Raw genomic sequence first — 18,842 nt, 5'->3', positions numbered from 1 at the left:
GTGTCCGACGGCGCACAACCCGCGCCGGAGGCGTCGGCGCAGGCGTGCGGCCGCGCACAACCGGCGCGCGTGGTGCGGCCGTACGGCCCGGCGCGAGCCCCCGTGCTGGAATGCCCCCCTCCGCGTCGGCGGCCCGCTTCGGCGGACCGCCGACGAAGGTCCGCGCCTGCGGATACGCTGATGACCTGATCAACAGGTGTGCGGGGCCGGGAAGTCGGGAAGGCCGCAGGAGCGGGATCGGGCGGCGTTGGGGGGCGGTAATGACCGTTGACGGCGGGTACGGCGACATCTTCGGGCCACAGGTGCCGCGTACGGGCGACGAGGGGCAGACGGCCACGTTCGCGCTGGCGTCGGCGGCCTACCGGGACAACCCGGTCGAGGAGATCACCAAGGCGGACAACGACTGGCACCAGTCGACCGTCAAGGCCGGCAAGGTCTCCCTGTTCCGGCCGAACCTCGGCGAGGCGTTCTCGCGGGCGGTGGTGGACCGCATGCTGGGCAGCGGCCGCAAGCCGCTCATCCAGTCCTTCGGCACCGAGCCGCAGGTCGTCGTCGAGCACTGTCTGGCCGCCAACAACATCCGCCGGGACCGCGACAACCGGCTCAGCGCGGTCATGGTGCTGTGCGGCCTGATCTTCCTGCCGGGGCTGCTGGTGTGGCTGCTGGTCTTCGCGATCCGCACCAACATCGACAAGCGCGACGACCGGCGCGCCTCCGCCCTGGCCACCACGCTGCTCGTGGCCGTCGGCGCGCTCGCCGTGATCTTCCTCATCCGGATGCCGTTCACGGGCTTCTGGGCGTGGTACTCCCGCGCGGCCGTGATCCTGCCCGTGGTCGGCTGGGTGCTGGCCCGGCGGATCTGCGAGAACACGGCCAAGGACCTGCGGGGGCGCTGGGCCGGGCTGCTGTCGGGCAGCAACATCGGGGCGAAGGTCCCCGAGGCGGTGCCGAGCAGCCCCCGCGAGACCGCGGCCGAGGGGCTGCGCCAGTCGCTGGCCAAGCTGAGCGCCGAGCAGCAGTCGAACTCGGTGTTCTACGCCGGCCCCAAGGGCATCCTCGGCATGGGCACCCGCTGGGGGTCCTGGCAGCTGGCCGAGGACCTGCGCCCGGCCGACCCCGCCAAGGAGATCCACCCGTTCCGCAGCTGGGACGTCATCCGGTCGATCCACGACCAGCTGCGGATGCTGGAGCGCGGGCCGCTGAACACCGGCGGCTTCCCGAAGGCGTCGATACGCCACTGGATCGTCACGCCGATCGGGGAGAACGCCAAAGCGGTGTCCCGGCCCGAGGGCACGGACGTGGAGGCGTACCAGGTCAAGTCGCACGCCATACAGGACATCTGCAACAAGCAGCAGTTCGGCGCCGGTGACCGGCACTACCTGGGCGTGCAGTGGACGCTGTGGGACGGACAGCTGGTGATCACCATGCTGATCACGGTGACCGTGCTGCACTCGACGCTGCGCATCGAGGTCACCGGCCACGCGCTCGGTCCGGTGAACGGGCTGTTCACCACGGCCCCGGAGGCGCCGAGCAAGGAGGTCACGAAGTCCTTCAAGCCGTGGGAGACCCGCACGGTGAAGCTTCCGCTGGTCACCACCAACGAGGTGGTCCGGCTCGCCGTGCGCGCCCCGCTCACCTGGTATCCGCCGCTGCTGAACTGGCTCGGCGGGAGCGTGGCCCTGCCCGAGCCGTTCGGTCTGCGCCACGCCTGGGCGGACCAGCCGTGGCGGCACCGGTTCATGGCGGACGACGCGCTGCGCGCGGCGACGCCGGTGCTGCGGGTGGTGCACGCCGCGGCGCTGCGGACCCTGGAGGAGAACGGCGTGGACATCGAGAAGTTCGGGGTGCGGTCGGGGTTCCTCAGCACGGCGGTGCAGGACGCCTCGCCGCGCAAGGCCGACCTGTACGACGCGTAGACCCGGGCCGTGGGGCCCTCAGCCACCGACACCGCCTTCGCGCGGGCCTCCCGGGCCCGCACGAAGGCGGTGTCGGTGCGCGGTCACGCCCGCGTCAGGCCGTGGGCCAGGCCTCCGCCAGCATCTTGCGAGTGTCCGCGAGCAGCTGCGGCAGCACCCGCGTGTGCCCGACGACCGGCATGAAGTTCGTGTCGCCGCCCCAGCGGGGGACGATGTGCTGGTGGAGATGGGCGGCGATGCCCGCGCCCGCCACCGCGCCCTGGTTCATGCCGATGTTGAAACCCTGCGCGCCGGACGCGGCCCGCAGCGCCGCCATGGCCTGCTTGGTCAGCTCGGCGAGCTCGACGGTCTCCGCGCCGGTCAGGTCCGTGTAGTCGGCGACATGACGGTAGGGCACGGTCATCAGGTGGCCGCCGTTGTACGGGTAAAGGTTCAGGACCGCGTACACGTGCTCGCCCCGCTTGACGACCAGCCCGTCCTCGTCGGACTTGGCCGGTATCGCGCAGAAGGGGCAGCCGTCCTCGGCCCCCGGGCCGGTCGGCTTGTTCTCCCCCTGGATGTAGGCCATCCGGTGGGGCGTCCACAGGCGCTGGAACGCGTCCTGCGTCCCCACTCCGATCTGCTGTTCCGGCTCACTCGTCATGCAAAGCAGCATATGGCTTCGCCCGTTCGCGGCGTGTCGGCGGGGTTCGGGCAAAGGCGTCGCGGGCGAAGCTGGCCCGATGGACGACGACGACCGCATGCTGCGCTGGGAGCACCGCACGGAGCTCCCGCTCGCGCTGGCATCGCTGCTCTTCCTGGCCTCGTACGCGGTCCACGTGCTGGGCCAGGGGCTGTCCGACTTCTGGCATGCGCTCTGTCTGGCGGTGACCGGTGCGACCTGGGCCCTGTTCATCGCCGACTACCTGGTGCGCTGGCGGATCAGCGGGCAGCGCCTGAGCTTCGTGCACCGGCATCTTCTGGACACGATGGTCGTGCTCCTGCCCCTGCTGCGGCCGCTGCGCGTCGTCAAGACGTACGACGCCGTACAGCGTCGGCGCGGGCAGCCGCGGCTCCCGCTGCCCCTGCGGGTGATGGCGTACGCGAGCCTGTCGTCCCTGCTGCTCGGCTTCTCGGGCGCGCTCGCCGTGCTCCAGCAGGAGCGCGGCGCCCCGGACGCCACCATCAAGACGTTCGGCGACTCGGTCTGGTGGGCCGCCGCCACCCTGTCGACCGTGGGCTACGGGGACGTCGCGCCGGTGACACCGCTGGGGCGGACCATCGCGGTGTTCATGATGGCCTGTGGTCTGGCGCTGCTCGGCGCGGTCACCGGCTCGTTCTCCTCCTGGCTGCTCCAGGTGTTCGCCCGCCCGGAAGAGACCGAGGGCCCCCGCAGCGGCGATCGCTCCGGGGGCCCCTGAGGTCTGCGGGATCAGACCTGCGTCCGCTCCTCGACGACCTTCGCGATCTTCGCGATGGCCTCGTCGAACGGGATGCCGTTCTCCTGCGAGCCGTCGCGATAGCGGAAGGAGACCGACCCGGCCGACATGTCCTCGTCGCCCGCGATGACCATGAAGGGCACCTTCTGCTTCTGGGCGTTGCGGATCTTCTTCTGCATACGGTCGGAGGACGAGTCCACCTCGACGCGCAGACCCTTGGCCTTGGCCGCCGTCGCGAACTTCTCCAGGTACTCGATGTGCGCGTCGCCGATCGGGATGCCGACCGCCTGGACGGGGGCGAGCCAGGCCGGGAAGGCGCCCGCGTAGTGCTCCAGGAGCACCGCGAAGAACCGTTCGATGGAGCCGAACAGGGCCCGGTGGATCATGACCGGACGCTGCTTGGAGCCGTCGGGACCGGTGTACTCCAGGTCGAAGCGCTCGGGCAGGTTGAAGTCGAGCTGCACGGTCGACATCTGCCAGGTCCGGCCGATCGCGTCCTTGGCCTGGACGGAGATCTTCGGGCCGTAGAAGGCGGCGCCGCCCGGGTCGGGGACCAGCGGGAGGCCCTGCTTCTCGGCGACCTGCCGCAGCGTCTCGGTGGCCTCCTCCCAGACCTCGTCCGAGCCGACGAACTTCTCCGGGTCCTTGGTGGACAGCTCCAGGTAGAAGTCGGTCAGGCCGTAGTCGCGCAGCAGGTTCAGGACGAAGGTGAGCGTCTTGTCGAGCTCGTCGGCCATCTGCTCGCGGGTGCAGTAGATGTGCGCGTCGTCCTGGGTGAAGCCGCGGGCACGGGTCAGACCGTGCACGACGCCCGACTTCTCGTACCGGTACACGGTGCCGAACTCGAACAGGCGCAGCGGCAGTTCGCGGTAGGAGCGGCCGCGCGCGTCGAAGATCAGGTTGTGCATCGGGCAGTTCATGGGCTTGAGGTAGTAGTCCACGCCCTCGTCGAGCTGCATGGGCGGGTACATGCCCTCGGCGTACCAGTCCAGGTGGCCCGAGGTCTCGAAGAGCTTCCCCTTGGTGGCGTGCGGGGTGTAGACGAACTCGTAGCCCTCCTCCTCGTGCCGGCGGCGCGAGTAGTCCTCCATGACCCGGCGGACGATGCCGCCCTTGGGGTGGAAGACGGCGAGGCCGGAGCCGATCTGCTCCGGGATGGAGAACAGGTCCAGCTCGTTGCCCAGCTTGCGGTGGTCGCGCTTCTCGGCCTCGGCGAGGAAGTCGAGGTGCGCCTTCAGCTCCTCCTTGGAGGGCCAGGCGGTGCCGTAGATGCGCTGGAGCATGGGGTTCTTCTCGCTGCCGCGCCAGTAGGCGGCCGCGTTGCGCATCAGCTTGAACGCCGGGATGTTGCGGGTGGTGGGCAGGTGGGGACCGCGGCAGAGGTCCTTCCAGCACAGCTCGCCGGTCTTGGCGTCGAGGTTGTCGTAGATGGTCAGCTCGCCGCCGCCCACCTCGACGTCCGCGCCGTCGTCCGTGGAGGCGGCACCCTTGATGCCGATGAGCTCCAGCTTGTACGGCTCGGCCGCGAGCTCCTCGCGGGCGTCCTCGTCGGTGACGACACGGCGGGCGAAGCGCTGCCCGCGCCGCTGGATCTCCTGCATCTTCTTCTCGACGGCCTTGAGGTCCTCGGGCGTGAACGGCTTCTCGACGTCGAAGTCGTAGTAGAAGCCGTCCCGGACCGGCGGACCGATGCCCAGCTTGGCCTCGGGGAAGAGCTCCTGCACGGCCTGGGCCATCACGTGCGCGGTGGAGTGGCGCAGGATGTTCAGACCGTCCTCGGAGGAGATCTCGACACCCTCGACGGTCTCGCCGTCCTGGACCGCGTAGGCGAGGTCCTTGAGCTCGCCGCCCACGCGCGCGGCGATGATCGAGCGCTCGCCGGCGAAGAGGTCGGCGGCCGTAGTGCCCGTCGTCACCACGCGTTCTTCCCGCTCGGAATCGCGCTGGATGATCACGCGGACATCTGACACCGGTCTCTCCTGACTGAAGGTGGGTGCGGCGCCATACGGGAGCGCGCGCATGACTGGGATCGTACCGACCCCGACCCGCCGACCGCGAAACGGTCACCTTCAGTCCTCGCCCGTGCACGCCTCCTCGAAGAAGTCCAGGTTCTCCTGGAGCGACTTCATCAGCCGGTCCCGCTCCGCCTCGTCCACCTGCACCGGTACGACCCCGCCGGCGCCGGTGATTCGGCGGAAACCGCCCCGGCTCTCCAGCCGTCCGTGCACCCGCACGGGCAGTCCGACCAGGTGGGCCTGTCCGGCGATGCGGTAGTCCTCCTCGTCCAGGGTCAGCCGGACGTGCGGGACCTCGGCGCCGGCGATCACCCGCAGCCGTACGGCCCCCTCGCCGCGAGGTCCGGACCTGCGCATCCGCTCCACGGTGCCGGTGATCCGCACCGGTACGGACGGTTCCTCGCGCAGGTAGCGCGCCCCGGCCTCGCGCAGCACCGGCAGGTCGCCGGGCGAGAACTCGACGGGCTCGACCCCGGCCGCGCAGTCCTCGGGCACGCCGGCCGCGGGCGCCCAGTCCACGGCGATCCGGGCGCCCTCGGCACCGCGCACCAGGATGATCAGCGCCTCGGTGAGCTCACGGCTGACGCCCGCCTCGACGGCTCCGTCGAAGGCGTCCATCCCGCCGGTGGCGCGCTGGTAGTCGATGGCCTCCCGGGCCGCGTACAGCGCCTGGTGCAGCCGGACGGCGAGCGGGCGGGCGACGGCGACGGGCACGAACGCGGTCAGGCTGCCGCCCTCGGCGGCCGAGCCGACGAGGACGCTCTCCAGCAGCGCGGCGGCCGACCGCCGGTGCCGGGCTCCGTAGTAGCCGGCGCGGGCGCGGGTGGCGAGCGCGCAGGCCAGCAGCATCTGGCGGGCGCCGGAGCGCAACTGCTCCTGCACGCTCCAGGGCGCGGCTCCGGCGGGCCCGCTGGGCACGTCCCGCCACCAGCGGATCTCGTCGCTGGGCACGGTGAGCCCGACCAGCACCTCGCGCGCGGAGGGCGTACCGCTGCGGGCGAGCGCGACGAGCGCTTCACTCAGCAGGTCGTCGCTGTCGGGGAAGGCGCGGCTCTCGGGCACCAGCAGACTCGTGCCCGCGCCGCCCTGGCCGGGCGGCGTCCAGCGCCCGTACCGCCCGGGGGCGCCACCGCGCCGCTGCCAGCCGTGCCGGCGCAGCAGGGCGCCGAGCACGGCCGGGTCCACCTCGCCCGGTGCAGGCGGGCCCTCCCACTGGGCCTCGGGATGCGGCCGCACAGGGCGCAGGGTCCCTTCCAAGGGGCGGTGCGTCATGGTCTGCCTCCCGTCCCGACCCGCGTCATGATCTCGCACAGCGCCCGGTCGTCGAAGATGCGTGAGGTCGGTATCCGCACGGTGGTGCGGTGCCGTCCGGTGACGGGCACCCCCGCCAGGTTGACCCAGTAACAGCAGTGCCGCAGGTCCAGGCGGTCGTGGCTGGCGCGCAGCCAGTCGTCCTGGGATCTGGGCACGAGCATCACGACCAGGATCTTGTGCACCGAGACGGGCGTGCGGGCGAGCTTCGCCAGGTGGTCGTTGTCGAGCGTGAAGGAGAAGAAGCGGCCCGGTGGGTTCGGCCGGATCTGGTAGGTGCACTTCAGCTGCACCTTGATGGTGACCTCGTCGTCGACCGTGTGTCCGGGCGCGCTGTGACTGACGTGCCAGTCGATGCCGTTGTCCGGAAAGGGCTGGGACAACGAGCATCCCGCGGCCGCGGCGACCGCGTGCAGATACCCCACCTGCAATGTCTCCATGCAGGCGGTGGTGGCGAGTGTGCCGCGATGGGGTGCCGTCCGTTCGGGCAGCAGCCCGCCCCGCTCGGGCTGCGCTATCGCCATGACCAACAGCCTTCCAAGCCAGAGTTTTCCCCGTGATGGGCCGCTGAACTGCAAAGACCCGTACTCCTGTTGTGTCCTTCCGGCGTACGGCGCAAACGGCCCGGGTATCACCAAACAGGCAGAAGAAGGTGCGTCACCTGCCGTGGGTGAACGAGGAGTTGTGTTCCTATGACGTACTGGTACGACGGGCCCCTGGCCGCGTTCGACACCGAGACAACGGGCGTGGACGTCGAGACCGACCGCATAGTGTCGGCCGCCCTCGTCGTCCAGGACGCCCCGGGCATGCGGCCGCGGGTGAGCCGCTGGCTGGTGAATCCGGGCGTGCCGGTGCCAGCCGGGGCGACGGCGGTGCACGGGCTGACGGAGGATCACCTTCAGCGCAACGGCCGCTGGCCGGCGCCCGTGATGTACGAGATAGCCGAGGATCTGGCCGAACAGGCAGCCGCGGGGCGCCCGTTGGTGGTGATGAACGCGCCGTTTGATCTGACCCTCCTGGACCGCGAGCTGCGCCGGCACCGGGCCTCGTCGCTGGACCGCTGGTTCGACGCGACGCCGTTGCGGGTGCTGGACCCACGGGTGCTGGACAAGCATCTGGACCGCTACCGCAAGGGCCGCCGCACGCTGACCGATCTGTGCGCGCACTACGGCGTGACGCTGGACGGCGCGCACGACGCGGCGGAGGACGCGCTGGCCGCGCTGGAGGTCGTACGGGCGCTCGGGCGCCGGTTCGCGACCCGGCTGGAGCGCCTCTCCCCCGCCGAGCTGCACACCCTCCAGACGGGCTGGCACGCGGCCCAGGCGCGCGGCCTCCAGGCCTGGTTCGCGCGCAGCGGCACGGAGGAGGTGGTGGACCAGGCCTGGCCGCTGCGCCCGGAACTGCCGGCCGCCGCCTGAGCGGGGCACACGGCGTCCGAACGGCGTCGGGACGCATCAGGACGCATCGGGACGGCATGCAAAAGGGCCGGTCCGTACGGATACGGACCGGCCCTTCCCGGTGGGCGATACTGGGTTCGAACCAGTGACCTCTTCGGTGTGAACGAAGCGCTCTCCCACTGAGCTAATCGCCCGGGAACGGACTGAACCATACAGGGCACCGCGGGCTTCGTTCAAACCGCGCGCAGATGGGCGGCGAGCCCGCGCCGTCCGGCGCGCATCATCAGCCGGTGGTTGGCGCGGAAGACGGGCCGTCCCGGCACGGCGAACCGCCTGAGCAGTGGCTTGTTCACCGCCACCTCCTGCGTGTAGTGCGCGAGGGTGCCGTCGCCGTGCGCGGTGACCGTCCAGCGCGCCCAGCCCTCGATGTCGCCGGACATCGCGATCTCCAGGACGCCGGCCGCCGGGTCGCGCCGCACCTCGCGCGCCGTGAACGTCATGTCGTACGGCAGGAGCGAGCGGATGCGGATGACGCCGGTGGCGTCGTCGAGCCGGGTCACCTCGCGGACCTGCGGCCACCACCGGGGGTAGTGGTCGGCCCGCTCCAGCGCCGCGTAGACGCTCGCGGGCGGCGCGGGCAGGGTCCAGCGGCTGCGGAAGCGGTAGTGGGTCCAGTCCATGTCCGGAGTCTGCCCGGCCCCCGACGGTTTCTCCCGGGATCTGAGTACGGCCTGAGTACCCACGCTCATGCCGTACGGCGTGATACGGGCCACACTCCCGGACATGACACATGTTCCGCCACCCGCCGAGGAGTTGCGGCTCCTCGACGCCGAGCTGTGGCGGCTGGACGCCCGCCGGGCCCAGCTGCTGGCCCGCCGCGCCTGGCTGCTGACCGTCCTGCGCCCGGATCCGCAACCGGACACAGCCCCGCGGTCCGACTGGCGGCCGCCGGTGGCGCCGCCCCGGCCGGAGGCCGCCGCTCCCGGGGTGCAGAACGCGCTGCTGCTGCTCGGCGGTGTGCTGCTCACCCTGGCCGCGATGGTGTTCACCCTGGTCAGCTGGGGCCACCTGGGGATGACCGGACGGTGTGCGGTGCTGGGCGCGCTGACCCTGGCCGTGCTGGCGGCGCCGGTGGCGCTGCTGCGGCGCGGTCTGCGGTCGACGGCCGAGTCCGTGGCGGGCCTGGGGGTGGCGCTGACCGCGCTCGACGCGTACGCGCTGCACGAGGCCGGTCTCACGGCGATCGACGGCACGGCGTACACGGCGCTCGCGTCGGCGGTGCTGGCCGCGCTGTGGGCGGGGTACGGCCGGGCCCTGGACGCCCTGCGCCTGCCGCTGCCCGCCGCCCTGGCCGCGGCCCAACTCCCGCTGCTGCTGGGCGCGATCGCCGTCGACGCGGGGGCGTACGGGGTGACGGCCGCGCTGCTGGTGACGGCCGGGGCGGACACGGTCGTGGCGCTGCGGGCGGCCACCCGGCCCGTACGGTACGTCGCCCTCGGCGGCGCGTGCGGCCTGGGCGCCTGGGGCGCGTCGGCGGCCGGCTGGCTGTCCTGGACGGCCACCGGTCCGGGCGCCGCCGCCCGTGCGGCGGCGCTCCTCTGTCTCGCCGCGGCGATCGCGCTGGGGGCCGCCTGGCAGGCGCGCCTGCCGTCGGTCGCCCTCGTGGCCGCGCCGGTCGGCGGGCTGCTGCTGGTGGCGGCCGGCGGCGGCCTGCTGCGGACGCTGCTGCCCGACGGCTGGACCGTGCCCGCCTGGCTGCTCTGCGGTCTCGCGCTGTCGGCGGCGCCGCGCGGCCGCCTCCCCGAGCCGGTGCGCGTCGGCCTGCTCCGGGCCTCCGGCGCCGTGCAAGGGGTGGCGCTCGCCGCGGCACTGCCGGTCGTCGCCGTCACGTCGGCCGGTGCGCTCGGCCGGGCGGGGCGGGTCTGGTCGGGCGCCCCGGCGGACGCCCGGGCCGCGGTGACGGCGGACCTGCCGTGGCCCGCGCACGCGCCGCAGCTCCTGATCGCCCCGGCGCTTATCGCCGTCGTGCTCGTGATGCTGGTGCGGGACGAGGTCCGACGCCCGCGCGCCCTGGCCGGAGCGCTGGTCCTGGCCTGGGGCACGGCCTTCGCCCTGCCCGCGGTCCTCGCGCTCCCCTACGCCGCCGGTCTGTGGGCGCAGGGTGCCGTCACGGCGGCCGCGCTGGCGGCCGTGGCCTCCGGACGTCTGCTCGCACCTGTGCGGCTGACCGCCCTGGTCCTCGCCGTGGCCGGTTCGCTCTCGCTCGCCTTCCTGGCCCTCGCCACCGAGACCGCGACACTGGCCGTGCTGTCCGTGCTGACCGTGCTGTTCGCGGCGGCCTCGGGGCGCCGGGAGGCGACCGCGGTCACCGCTCCGGCGGCGCTCGTCCAGGCGGCCGCGCTGGCCTGCGCGACCGGCGCTGCGGCGGACTGGCCGACGCGGTACACGGCCCTGCTGGTCCTCGTGGTCCCGGTGGCCGCGGCCGGGCTCGCCGCCCTGCTCGCCGTCCGGCCCGGCACGTCCGGGGCGAGGGTGCCGGTCGAGGTCACCGGCGCCGCCGCCGCACTCCTCGCCGTGGGCCTGGCCGTCACCGAGCCTGCGTTCCTGGCCCTGGTGCTGGCGCTGACCGGCGTGATCGCCGCGGCCACCGCGGTCCGCGCCGACCGCCGTCCCGTGGGCCGCGCCGCGGCGGCCCTGTTCGTCCTGGCCGCCTGGGTGCGGCTGGCGTCCTGGGGCGTCGGCGCCCCGGAGGCCTACGCGCTGCCGGTCACCGTGCCGGCGTTGTGCGTGGGCGCCCTGCGCAGGCGCCGCGATCCGTCGGTCACCTCCTGGACGGCGTACGGGCCCGGACTGGGCGCCACGCTGCTGCCGAGCCTCGCCGCCGTGTGGGGCGACCCGCAGGCGACGCGCCCGCTGCTGCTGGGCGCGGCCGCGCTGCTGGTCACCGTGGTGGGCGCCCGGCACCGGCTCAAGGCGCCGCTGGTGCTGGGCGGTGCGACGCTCGTCCTGGACTGTCTGCACGAACTCGCCCCGTACCTGGCCCAGATGGCCGGTGCGCTGCCCCGCTGGGTGCCTCCCGCACTCGCCGGACTCCTGCTGCTCGCACTCGGCGCGACGTACGAGCGACGGATCCGCGATGTCCGGCGGGTGCGGGAGGTGCTGGGGCGGATGGATTGAGCCTGTCCGGGCGGCCACGCTCAGCCGGCCGGTCCCGGAGAAGACACCTTGACGTCAAGCGCGCTTGAGGAAGGAGTCTTCCCCCATGGACATCGAAGAGATGCAGCGGCAGTTGCGGGCCCTGACCGACCGCGCCGAGATTTCCGACCGGATGGACCGCTATCTGCGCTCGCTGGACGAAGGGGTCTTCGACGAGGAGTGGGCCCGCGCGTTCCACACCGAGGACGTCACCGCGGAGATGCCGATCGGCACCGTCCACGGCCGTGACGCCCTGACGGCACAGGTACGGCGCGGAATGGCGCTGTTCGACCGGACCGTGCATCTGGGCACCAACCCCGTCATCGAGGTCGACGGTGCCCGGGCCACCGTCCATGGCGCCCTGTTGAGCACCCATGTCCTGGCGGACGGCTCGGGCAGCGTCTTCGTCTCGGCCGGCCGTACCGACACCGAACTGGTCAGGACGGCCGACGGCTGGCGGATCTCCGCCGCGGCACTGCGGGTGGTGTGGACCCAAGGCCCTCCCCCGCAGCTGCCGGCCGACCTGGCCCCAGTCCCCACGCCCTAAGGCCGCTCCCGGTCGGGCCCGACAGCGGCCGCCACGGTCAGCCGGGCATCCGGTCGCCGAGCAGGGCCAGGTTCTCGATGGCGGCCAGGCCGTAGAGGGCCGTGTCGTTGCTCGACACCCAGGCGGCCTCGCTGCCCGCGACCAGGGTGACCGGGCCGCTGAGCTGCTCCGTCTTCCACGGCGAGGACTCCGTGTAGCCGTCGGAGTTGTAGAACTTCGCCCAGGCCCGCTGGGCGAGCGCCGCGTCACCGGTCTGGACGGCGGCAAAGGCGTCGAGGCGGGAGTGGCCCTGGAAGAGCAGCAGGGTGCCGAAGTTGGTGCCGTACCGGGCCGCTTGCTCGGTCTTGGAAGCGTTGAAGTAGCGGCAGTAGTCGTAGTAGGCCGCGTTGAAGGCCGGTATGTCGGTGAGGTGGATCAGTTCGGCGCACAGCTCGTTCAGGCCGAAGACGGCCGACAGGTGGGAGACGCCGACGACGGGGGTGGTGGCGACGGCGAACCTGCCGGTGTCCAGGTCGTACAGGCCGCTGCCCTGGACGAAGCCGTTGGGCTGGGCGGCGATGCCCTCCATCGTGGACAGCACGCGGGCCTTGGCCTTCTCCCACTTGGGACCCTTGCGCTCCCACTCGGTGAGCCAGGCCGAGACCAGGCCGCTCCAGTCGGTGCCGAAGCCGATGGACAGGGCGTGCCGGTCGGGCGTGTAGGGGTCGGTGCGGACCTTGCGGTTGGGGTCGAGGACGAGGAACGTCTCGTCGGAGTCGACGTTGGCGTGCATGAGGTCGCCCACCCGCTCGTCGGCGGTGAGGAAGTAGTAGAAGCGCCGGTAGGTGGTGTTGGCGATGCGCTGCTGCTTGGCGCTGTCGGCGTAGTGCTGCACACCGTGGCGGGTGCCGAGGCCGGCCCACTGGCCGAGGTGGTAGACGTCGACCTCGCCGGTGTGCCGGGTCATGGCCTCGGCGAAGCGGAAGATGTCGGAGCGGCCGGAGCGCAGATAGGCGTACCAGAGCCAGAGGTCGGGCGACAGCTCGGAGTTGTCCCAGGCGTAGCCGCCGACGTCGTAGCGCCACACGTGCCGGACCGTGTCGTAGGTGTGCATGATGTCGCCGTAGTCCCAGAAGCCGTACCAACGGCGCATCTCCACCTGGTCCTTGTAATAGGTGAAGAGGAAGTCGAGATGGTCCTCGATCTTCGCCTTGGCCGGGGTGGAGCGGTCCGGCTCGGAGTAGAGCCCGGGGCCGAAGACCTTGGCCTTGATGAGCTGCTTCGGCGGCGCGGCGAGCTGGGGCAGCACGCGCACCGCCTCGACCTGGGCGGCGAGTTGCTCGGGGGTGGGGGTCGACTCGTTGGCCCAGAAAAGGAGTTCGGAGGTACGGGCGATGCCGTACGGGGTGCCGAACTCCGGCTCGTAGTCCTCGTAGGTGATGTTGAGGCCTTCGAGCTGTTCCGCGTACGTGTCCTGGCCCATGCCGTCGTGGTAGAAGCGCAGGTCCATGGGCTGCGCCTCGGGCGACCAGAGCCAGACGGTCACCTCGGCCGCGTCGGTCTGGGCGTCGCGGATGTCGAGCTGGGCGGGGTACTTCTCCCAGAAGTCGCGCAGGCCGAAGGAGAGCCCGCCGCTCGCGCCACCGACGTAGCCGAACCCGGAGGCGCGTCGGCCGCCGCCCGCGCCGATCCAGCCGTGGCCCTTCTTGGTGCGCTTGCGGACCGTGAAGCCGTCGGCGGACAACTGGGAGAGCGTGTAGTCGCCCCACTCGGGGATGTACTGGAGCCGGGTCGTCACCCGCTGGTCCCAGGTCGACGGGTCGGGCAGCTTCTGGCCGGCGTACTGGGCGGCCTGGACGGCCGCGCCGGGGTCGCGGCGCAGGCCGGTGATGCCCTGGACGGCCTCGCGCAGCAGGCCGGTGCCCTCGCCGCCGAGCCGGATGTGGCGGTCGTAGGCCGCGTCCCGCATCGGCACGGTGAAGCGGACGCCGAGGCCGCGGATGAAGTCGCCGCCGGCCTTGCCGGGCTCCTGGGTGCCGTCGTACGTGATGGTGTGCACCATACGGAAGGAGTCGGCGCCCGCGTAGAAGTAGAGGCGGATCGAGAACGGCAGCCAACTGCGGCTGCCCTTGCGGTGCTTGCCGTCGATGCGCACGACCGCGCGGACCGGGCCGTCCTGCTCGACGGTCACCTCGGCGATGACGCTCTCGAAGCGCTCGGTCTTCACCGAGCCCTGGTCCTCGTCCTCGATCTCCGGCTGGCGGATCAGTACGAGGCGGCCGTTGCCGGCGATCTCCGTCGAGCCGCGGGTGACGGACTTGATCAGCGTCGTTCCGGAGGTGCCGATCCGCGCGGTGATCACCCCGGTCGACACGGCGACGGTGCCGCCGCTGCGGTCGACGGTCACCTTCTTCCCGGCCTGCGCGGGTGTCCCGGCGGCGAGGGTGAGTCTGCCGGTTCCCTCCGCGACCGCGTGCGCGGTCCACTTCAGGGAACCGTCCGGCCAGTAGGCGATCGGCCAGGACTGGACGGGAACGGACCGGCCGTCGGCGTCGGTCAGCGCGAAGGTCTGGTCCTCCTGGTAGGTGCCCATGGGCCAGGGCACGCCGAGGGTGGAGCCGGGAGCGGCGCCGAGGCCGCCGTCCTCCAGCCAGTCCAGCGTCACCGGATCGTCGTCGGCGGCCGACGCGGCCGGGGCTGCCTGGGCGGTGCCGCTGCCGAGCGCCCAGCTGAACTGGGCGGCGGCGCCGGCGACGGCCGCCGCCTTCAGGACGGACCTGCGGGGAATGGGAGACATGGATGCAGCCTTTCCTTGCCGTGCGGATGCAGGGGGTGGTCAGGGGCATGACAGAGCAGGGTGCGGCGGGGCGGGGTGCGGAGCCCGTAGCACGCGGGTGGTGCCGGTGGCACCTGAGCGGGGCCCGTGGCGCGCGGGTGGGATCGGTGGCACGCGGGTGGGGCCCATGGTGCGCGAGTGGGGTCGATGGTGTGTCAGTGGGGCCGGTGGCGTTCCCGGCGTTTTTCCACGGCGACCGCGGCCCCCGCGACCGCGCCGAGGACGGGTACGGCGAGCGGCGCGGTGAACCAGCCGGAGAGGACCACCACCGCCAGTCCGCCGACGATCACGAACGATCCGGCGGGGTCGAGCACCGTACGACGGCCGGCCGCGGCCACCAGTGAGCGCCAGCGCGCCCCCGGTGTCCACACCGCCGCCGCCCGCAGTCCGGCCACGGTGAGGCCGATCAGGGCGGCCAGACCGGCCGCGCCGACGAGCGGGCCGCCGGGCAGTCCGGCCCGAGAGGCCCGGACGTCGACCCAGACCGCAGCGACGACCGCCCACCAGACCAGCCCGGCGAGCGCGCCGCCGGGCAGGGCCGCGCCGAGGTCGGCCACGAACTCCCTCAGCCCGCCGACCTCGTGGCGGACCCGGCGGCGCAGATGGCTCGCCCCGGCGGCGAACGCGGCGGGGGCGGTGACCACGCCCAGCGAGGCCACCGCGATCCACACGCCGGTGAGCAGACACTCGGCGAACACCCCGAACCGCTCGGCGAGCGGGGACTCCTTGTGCTCCTTGCGTGCCTTCACCCGTGCTTCGGCCATGGTGGGACCGTTCAGCCCTTCAGTCCGGAGGTCGCCATACCGTCGATGAGGTACCGCTGGAAGGCGAGGAAGAACAGCAGCACCGGCAGCAGCGCCACCAGCGACATCGCGATCAGCCCGCCGTAGTTGGAGGCGAGGCCGTCGGAGTCGCGGAACATCGTCAGGCCCAGCGAGACGGTGTACTTGCCGGGTTCGTTGAGGTAGATCAGCGGGCCCATGAAGTCGTTCCAGGCGTTGATGAAGGTGAAGATCGCGCTGGTGATGAGGGCCGGCCGGCACAGCGGCAGCACGACCGACCAGTAGATCCGCAGATGGCCGCAGCCGTCGAGGCGGGCCGCCTCGTCGAGTTCCCTCGGCAGGTTGCGCATGAACTGCACCATCAGGAAGACGAAGAACGCCTCGGTGGCCAGGTACTTGCCCAGCAGCAGCGGCACGTAGGTGTTGATGAGCTCCATCTTCTGGAACATCACGTACTGCGGGATGAGCAGCACGTGGTACGGCAGCAGCAGCGTGCCGATCATCAGGGTGAACAGCAGGTTCCGGCCCGCGAACCTGATCTTGGCGAAGGCGTACGCGGTCAGCGAGCAGGAGATCAGCACACCGGCCACGGCGCCGAGCGCGTAGAAGAGGGAGTTCTGGAAGAACGACCAGATCGAGACATCCGCTATGCCGTCGGCGAGGCCGGTGAAGTTGTCCATGACCGGCTTGGCCGGGAAGAGCTCCAGGCTGCCCAGGATGTCCTTGCTCGGCTTGAACGACGAGCCGATCACCCACAGGACGGGGTAGAGCACGACGGCGAGGACGAGCAGGGAGCCGAGGTGCCAGACCAGCGAGCCGGCCCGGCGGCGGGTCGCGGCCGGTCGGTGCGCGACGGGGGCGGTGGTCGGCCGGGCGGCGGTCGGCGGGGCGGCGGCGCTCATCGGGTGTCCTCCGTGTCGTTCTCGTAGTGCACCCACTTCTTCTGCGACCAGAAGAGGACGGCCGTCACCAGGGCCACGGCCAGCAGCAGCATCCAGGCCATCGCGGAGGCGAAGCCCATCTGCGCGTTCTTGAAGCCCTGCTGGTAGAGGTAGCAGGTGTAGACGAGCGTGGCGTCGGCCGGACCGCAGCTGGTGTTGGAGACGACGTAGGCGGAGCCGAAGATCTGGAACGAGTGGATGGTCTCCAGCAGCACGTTGAAGAAGAGGACCGGGGAGATCATCGGCAGGGTGATGTTCCAGAACCGGCGCAACGGTCCGGCCCCGTCCATCGCCGCCGCCTCGTACAGCTCCTTCGGCACCTGCTTGAGGCCGGCCAGGAAGATGACCATCGGGGCGCCGAACTGCCAGACCGTGAGCGCGACCAGGCAGTAGAGGATCCAGTCCGGGTTGCCGACCCAGCCGCCGACGTGGACGCCGAACACCGACATGCCCTGGTCGACGACGGCGCCGTCGGAGAACATCGCCCGCCATACGAAGCCGACGGACACGCTCGCCCCGATCAGGGACGGGGCGTAGAACGCGGCCCGGTAGAAGGCCTGGCCGCGCCGGCTCTGGGCGAGCAGCAGAGCGACACCGAGGGCCAGCAGCAGCTTCAGCGGGGTGCCGATGACGACGTACTTGGCCGTCACCTCGACCGACTTCTGCCAGCGCGGATCGTCGAACATCCGGGTGAAGTTGCCGAAGCCGATCCACCTGGGGCTGGTGAACAGGTTGTAGTCGGTGAACGCGAAGTACAGCGAGGCGGCCATCGGGCCCGCGGTCAGGAGCAGGAAGCCCGCGATCCACGGGGACATGAACAGGTAGCCGGCGAGATTCTCCCGGCGCCCCCGCCGGCGTACGGCGGGGGCTGCGGAGCGGGCCTTCCGCAGGGCCGGCGGGGCGTCCTTGACGAGCGTCACGGGTGTTCCCAATCAGGTCAGGCCTGGAAGGCGGCCTCGGACTCGGAGAAGAACTGCTTCACGGCGTCGGAGACCTTGGTCTTGCCCTGGGCCATGTCGCCGCTGATGCGCAGGAAGGCGGCCTCGACCGTGTCGGCGCCGGACGGGTGCGGGGTGATGGCCCCGAGGACGCCCGCCGCCGCGGTGTCCTGCTCGTACTGCGCGATCTCCTTGCCGACGGCGTCGGTCGGCTTGTAGGCGTCGAACTGGTCGGTGGTGGCCAGGACACCCCGGTCGTAGCCCATGATCTTGCCGACCTCGGGGTCGTGGACCATGAAGTCGATGAACTGGGCGACCTCCTTGGGATGCTGGGTGCGCGCCGAGGCGCTCAGCATCAGGGAGGCGAGGTACTGGCCGGTGTCCTTGCCGTCCGTCGTGGGGATCGGGGCGAGGCCGTACTCGCTGGTACCCTCCGCCGAGTAGCGGACCGTGAAGTTGTCCCAGGTGAACTCGCAGGCGGCGTGCCCCGCCGAGAGGGACGACTTGGGCTTGTCCTGCTCGACGGTCTTGGGCGAGGTGATGATCCCGGCCTTGACCCGGTTGTAGCCGTCCGTCCACCACTCCGTCAGATCGGTCTGCTCGAAGCCGAGCCCGTCCTTGTCGAAGAACGCCTTGCCGTTCTGCCGCAGATAGAGGTCGTACAGGTACATGATGCCGAAGTAGCCGGTGTCGCCCGGGACCTTGGTCTTGTCGTGGATGGTCTTCAGGGCCTTGAAGTACTCGTCCCAGGTCCAGCCCGGCTGCGGGTCGACGCCCGCCTTCGCGAGCACCTTCTTGTCGACGACCAGTGCCATGGTGTTGGACCCGACCGGGATGCCCAGCTGCTTGCCGTCGACCTCGCCCACCTTGGTGACTCCGGCGCGGAAGTGGTCGAGGCTCAGATTGCCCGCGTCTATCTGCGACTTGAGGTCCATCAGGATGCCGCGTTTGTCGTACTTCCGAAGAAATCCGACGGCGTTCTGGAATACGTCCGGCGGATTTCCGCCGGCCGCCTGCGTCTGGAACTTCTCCCAGAAAGAGGCGTAGTCCTGGAAGTCGGTCTTCACCTTGATCTTCGGGTACTTCTTCTCGAAGAGCGCGATGGACTGATTGATCCTCTTGGCCCGTTCGTCGGCACCCCACCACGAGTAACGGATCGTCACGGTCCCGTCGGCCGACGTGCCGCTGTCACCGCCGCAGCCGGTCGTGGCGGCGAGGCCCAGCGTGGCCATCGAGGCTCCGGCCACCTTCAGGATCGTGCGCCTCTCAACATTCCCGGTTCCCATAGTCGGGCCCTCCCCGCAGCGTCGTTGCCGCTCATGAATCGTTTCAAGTAAGCGCTTGCTGCCACAAGCTACGGAGGGGTTGAGGGTGCGTCAATGATTCGGACAGGAAATTCTTCCGGGGCGCCCTGGGCGACCCCGCGACCCGGGAGCCCCGAGGGCGGTACCGGCCGAGCCGACGATGCAGGTGGGACCGCCGGGGCCGGTCCGACAGGGGGCGGGGCGGCACGCCCCGGCGCGGACCGGCCGGAAGCCGACGGTACGGCGGGGGCTCAGGGGGGACT

General features: G+C 71.5%; 15 protein-coding genes and 1 tRNA gene. 5 read left to right on the top strand and 11 right to left on the bottom strand.

The annotated features are described in order from the left end of the window. Positions 1-260: 260 nt before the first annotated feature. Positions 261-1,916: a hypothetical protein gene (locus tag FNH09_RS15660; protein ID WP_152888261.1), complete on the top strand. Its 1,656-nt coding sequence runs from the start codon at positions 261-263 to the stop codon at positions 1,914-1,916. 94 nt (positions 1,917-2,010) lie between these two features. Here the strand turns inward: FNH09_RS15660 and FNH09_RS15655 are convergent, their stop codons facing one another. Continuing rightward, entirely contained in the window at positions 2,011-2,571 is a 561-nt protein-coding gene (locus FNH09_RS15655) for an HIT family protein (RefSeq protein WP_152888259.1), read from the bottom strand. 67 nt (positions 2,572-2,638) lie between these two features. Here FNH09_RS15655 and FNH09_RS15650 point away from each other — a divergent pair, with 67 nt between their 5' ends. Then, entirely contained in the window at positions 2,639-3,316 is a 678-nt protein-coding gene (locus FNH09_RS15650; RefSeq protein ID WP_152888258.1) for a potassium channel family protein, read from the top strand. A gap of 11 nt (positions 3,317-3,327) precedes the next feature. Here FNH09_RS15650 and thrS read toward each other — a convergent pair whose 3' ends face one another. The 3 genes from thrS to FNH09_RS15635 all read right to left on the bottom strand — a co-directional run bounded on the left by thrS (position 3,328) and on the right by FNH09_RS15635 (position 7,184). Next, positions 3,328-5,304 carry a threonine--tRNA ligase gene (gene thrS, locus FNH09_RS15645; protein ID WP_162468626.1) on the bottom strand — a complete coding sequence of 659 codons (1,977 nt, stop codon included), beginning with the start codon at positions 5,302-5,304 and terminating at the stop codon, positions 3,328-3,330. A 99-nt stretch (positions 5,305-5,403) separates the two neighbouring features. Then, complete coding sequence (locus FNH09_RS15640; protein WP_152888254.1) at positions 5,404-6,621, bottom strand: hypothetical protein; 1,218 nt, start codon at positions 6,619-6,621, stop codon at positions 5,404-5,406. Continuing rightward, positions 6,618-7,184 carry a DUF4365 domain-containing protein gene (locus tag FNH09_RS15635; RefSeq protein WP_152888253.1) on the bottom strand — a complete coding sequence of 189 codons (567 nt, stop codon included), beginning with the start codon at positions 7,182-7,184 and terminating at the stop codon, positions 6,618-6,620. Before FNH09_RS15635 ends, FNH09_RS15640 begins: the two co-directional genes overlap by 4 nt. A 168-nt stretch (positions 7,185-7,352) precedes the next feature. Here FNH09_RS15635 and FNH09_RS15630 point away from each other — a divergent pair, with 168 nt between their 5' ends. Beyond that, positions 7,353-8,078: a 3'-5' exonuclease gene (locus tag FNH09_RS15630; protein ID WP_152888251.1), complete on the top strand. Its 726-nt coding sequence runs from the start codon at positions 7,353-7,355 to the stop codon at positions 8,076-8,078. A gap of 101 nt (positions 8,079-8,179) precedes the next feature. Here FNH09_RS15630 and FNH09_RS15625 read toward each other — a convergent pair. Both FNH09_RS15625 and FNH09_RS15620 read right to left on the bottom strand, forming a co-directional pair. Then, positions 8,180-8,251: transfer RNA gene (locus FNH09_RS15625), tRNA-Val, on the bottom strand. A 39-nt stretch (positions 8,252-8,290) separates the two neighbouring features. Next, positions 8,291-8,737, bottom strand: coding sequence for an SRPBCC family protein (locus tag FNH09_RS15620; RefSeq protein ID WP_152888249.1), 447 nt, complete (start codon positions 8,735-8,737; stop codon positions 8,291-8,293). Between the two features lie 103 nt (positions 8,738-8,840). Here FNH09_RS15620 and FNH09_RS15615 point away from each other — a divergent pair, with 103 nt between their 5' ends. After that, positions 8,841-11,234, top strand: a complete 2,394-nt coding sequence (locus FNH09_RS15615) for an SCO7613 C-terminal domain-containing membrane protein (protein WP_238426696.1) — start codon at positions 8,841-8,843, stop codon at positions 11,232-11,234. An 85-nt stretch (positions 11,235-11,319) separates the two neighbouring features. Further along, positions 11,320-11,799 carry a nuclear transport factor 2 family protein gene (locus FNH09_RS15610; protein WP_152888245.1) on the top strand — a complete coding sequence of 160 codons (480 nt, stop codon included), beginning with the start codon at positions 11,320-11,322 and terminating at the stop codon, positions 11,797-11,799. Positions 11,800-11,836: 37 nt separating this feature from the next. On the opposite strand, the gene FNH09_RS15605 is transcribed toward FNH09_RS15610, so the two are convergent. The 5 genes from FNH09_RS15605 to FNH09_RS15585 form a co-directional block, all read right to left on the bottom strand. Then, positions 11,837-14,575 (bottom strand): exo-rhamnogalacturonan lyase family protein, encoded by a 2,739-nt coding sequence (locus FNH09_RS15605; protein WP_152888243.1) that lies wholly within the window; start codon positions 14,573-14,575, stop codon positions 11,837-11,839. Positions 14,576-14,769: 194 nt separating this feature from the next. Beyond that, on the bottom strand, positions 14,770-15,378 hold the full coding sequence (locus FNH09_RS15600) for a hypothetical protein (RefSeq protein WP_152888241.1): 609 nt from the start codon (positions 15,376-15,378) through the stop codon (positions 14,770-14,772). 11 nt (positions 15,379-15,389) lie between these two features. After that, the gene (locus tag FNH09_RS15595; RefSeq protein WP_152888239.1) at positions 15,390-16,298 is read right to left on the bottom strand and encodes a carbohydrate ABC transporter permease; all 909 of its coding nucleotides are present in this window, start codon (positions 16,296-16,298) and stop codon (positions 15,390-15,392) included. Then, positions 16,295-17,257, bottom strand: a complete 963-nt coding sequence (locus tag FNH09_RS15590; RefSeq protein ID WP_162468625.1) for an ABC transporter permease subunit — start codon at positions 17,255-17,257, stop codon at positions 16,295-16,297. Before FNH09_RS15590 ends, FNH09_RS15595 begins: the two co-directional genes overlap by 4 nt. A gap of 17 nt (positions 17,258-17,274) precedes the next feature. Continuing rightward, entirely contained in the window at positions 17,275-18,561 is a 1,287-nt protein-coding gene (locus FNH09_RS15585; protein WP_152888235.1) for an ABC transporter substrate-binding protein, read from the bottom strand. Positions 18,562-18,842: the final 281 nt, after the last annotated feature.

This window comes from Streptomyces adustus (assembly GCF_009377175.1).
GTDB lineage: Bacteria > Actinomycetota > Actinomycetes > Streptomycetales > Streptomycetaceae > Streptomyces > Streptomyces adustus.
Note: the sequence above shows the minus strand (reverse complement) of the source record. Positions and strands in the feature narration are given on the sequence as shown.

Bases quoted from the DNA above. Each gene is read 5' to 3' on its own strand.
- FNH09_RS15660 (WP_152888261.1), top strand. From the start codon at position 261: ATGACCGTTGACGGCGGGTACGGCGACATCTTCGGGCCACAGGTGCCG.
- FNH09_RS15655 (WP_152888259.1), bottom strand. From the start codon at position 2,571: ATGCTGCTTTGCATGACGAGTGAGCCGGAACAGCAGATCGGAGTGGGG.
- FNH09_RS15650 (WP_152888258.1), top strand. From the start codon at position 2,639: ATGGACGACGACGACCGCATGCTGCGCTGGGAGCACCGCACGGAGCTC.
- FNH09_RS15640 (WP_152888254.1), bottom strand. From the start codon at position 6,621: ATGACGCACCGCCCCTTGGAAGGGACCCTGCGCCCTGTGCGGCCGCAT.
- FNH09_RS15635 (WP_152888253.1), bottom strand. From the start codon at position 7,184: ATGGCGATAGCGCAGCCCGAGCGGGGCGGGCTGCTGCCCGAACGGACG.
- FNH09_RS15630 (WP_152888251.1), top strand. From the start codon at position 7,353: ATGACGTACTGGTACGACGGGCCCCTGGCCGCGTTCGACACCGAGACA.
- FNH09_RS15620 (WP_152888249.1), bottom strand. From the start codon at position 8,737: ATGGACTGGACCCACTACCGCTTCCGCAGCCGCTGGACCCTGCCCGCG.
- FNH09_RS15615 (WP_238426696.1), top strand. From the start codon at position 8,841: ATGACACATGTTCCGCCACCCGCCGAGGAGTTGCGGCTCCTCGACGCC.
- FNH09_RS15610 (WP_152888245.1), top strand. From the start codon at position 11,320: ATGGACATCGAAGAGATGCAGCGGCAGTTGCGGGCCCTGACCGACCGC.
- FNH09_RS15605 (WP_152888243.1), bottom strand. From the start codon at position 14,575: ATGTCTCCCATTCCCCGCAGGTCCGTCCTGAAGGCGGCGGCCGTCGCC.
- FNH09_RS15600 (WP_152888241.1), bottom strand. From the start codon at position 15,378: ATGGCCGAAGCACGGGTGAAGGCACGCAAGGAGCACAAGGAGTCCCCG.
- FNH09_RS15595 (WP_152888239.1), bottom strand. From the start codon at position 16,298: ATGAGCGCCGCCGCCCCGCCGACCGCCGCCCGGCCGACCACCGCCCCC.
- FNH09_RS15585 (WP_152888235.1), bottom strand. From the start codon at position 18,561: ATGGGAACCGGGAATGTTGAGAGGCGCACGATCCTGAAGGTGGCCGGA.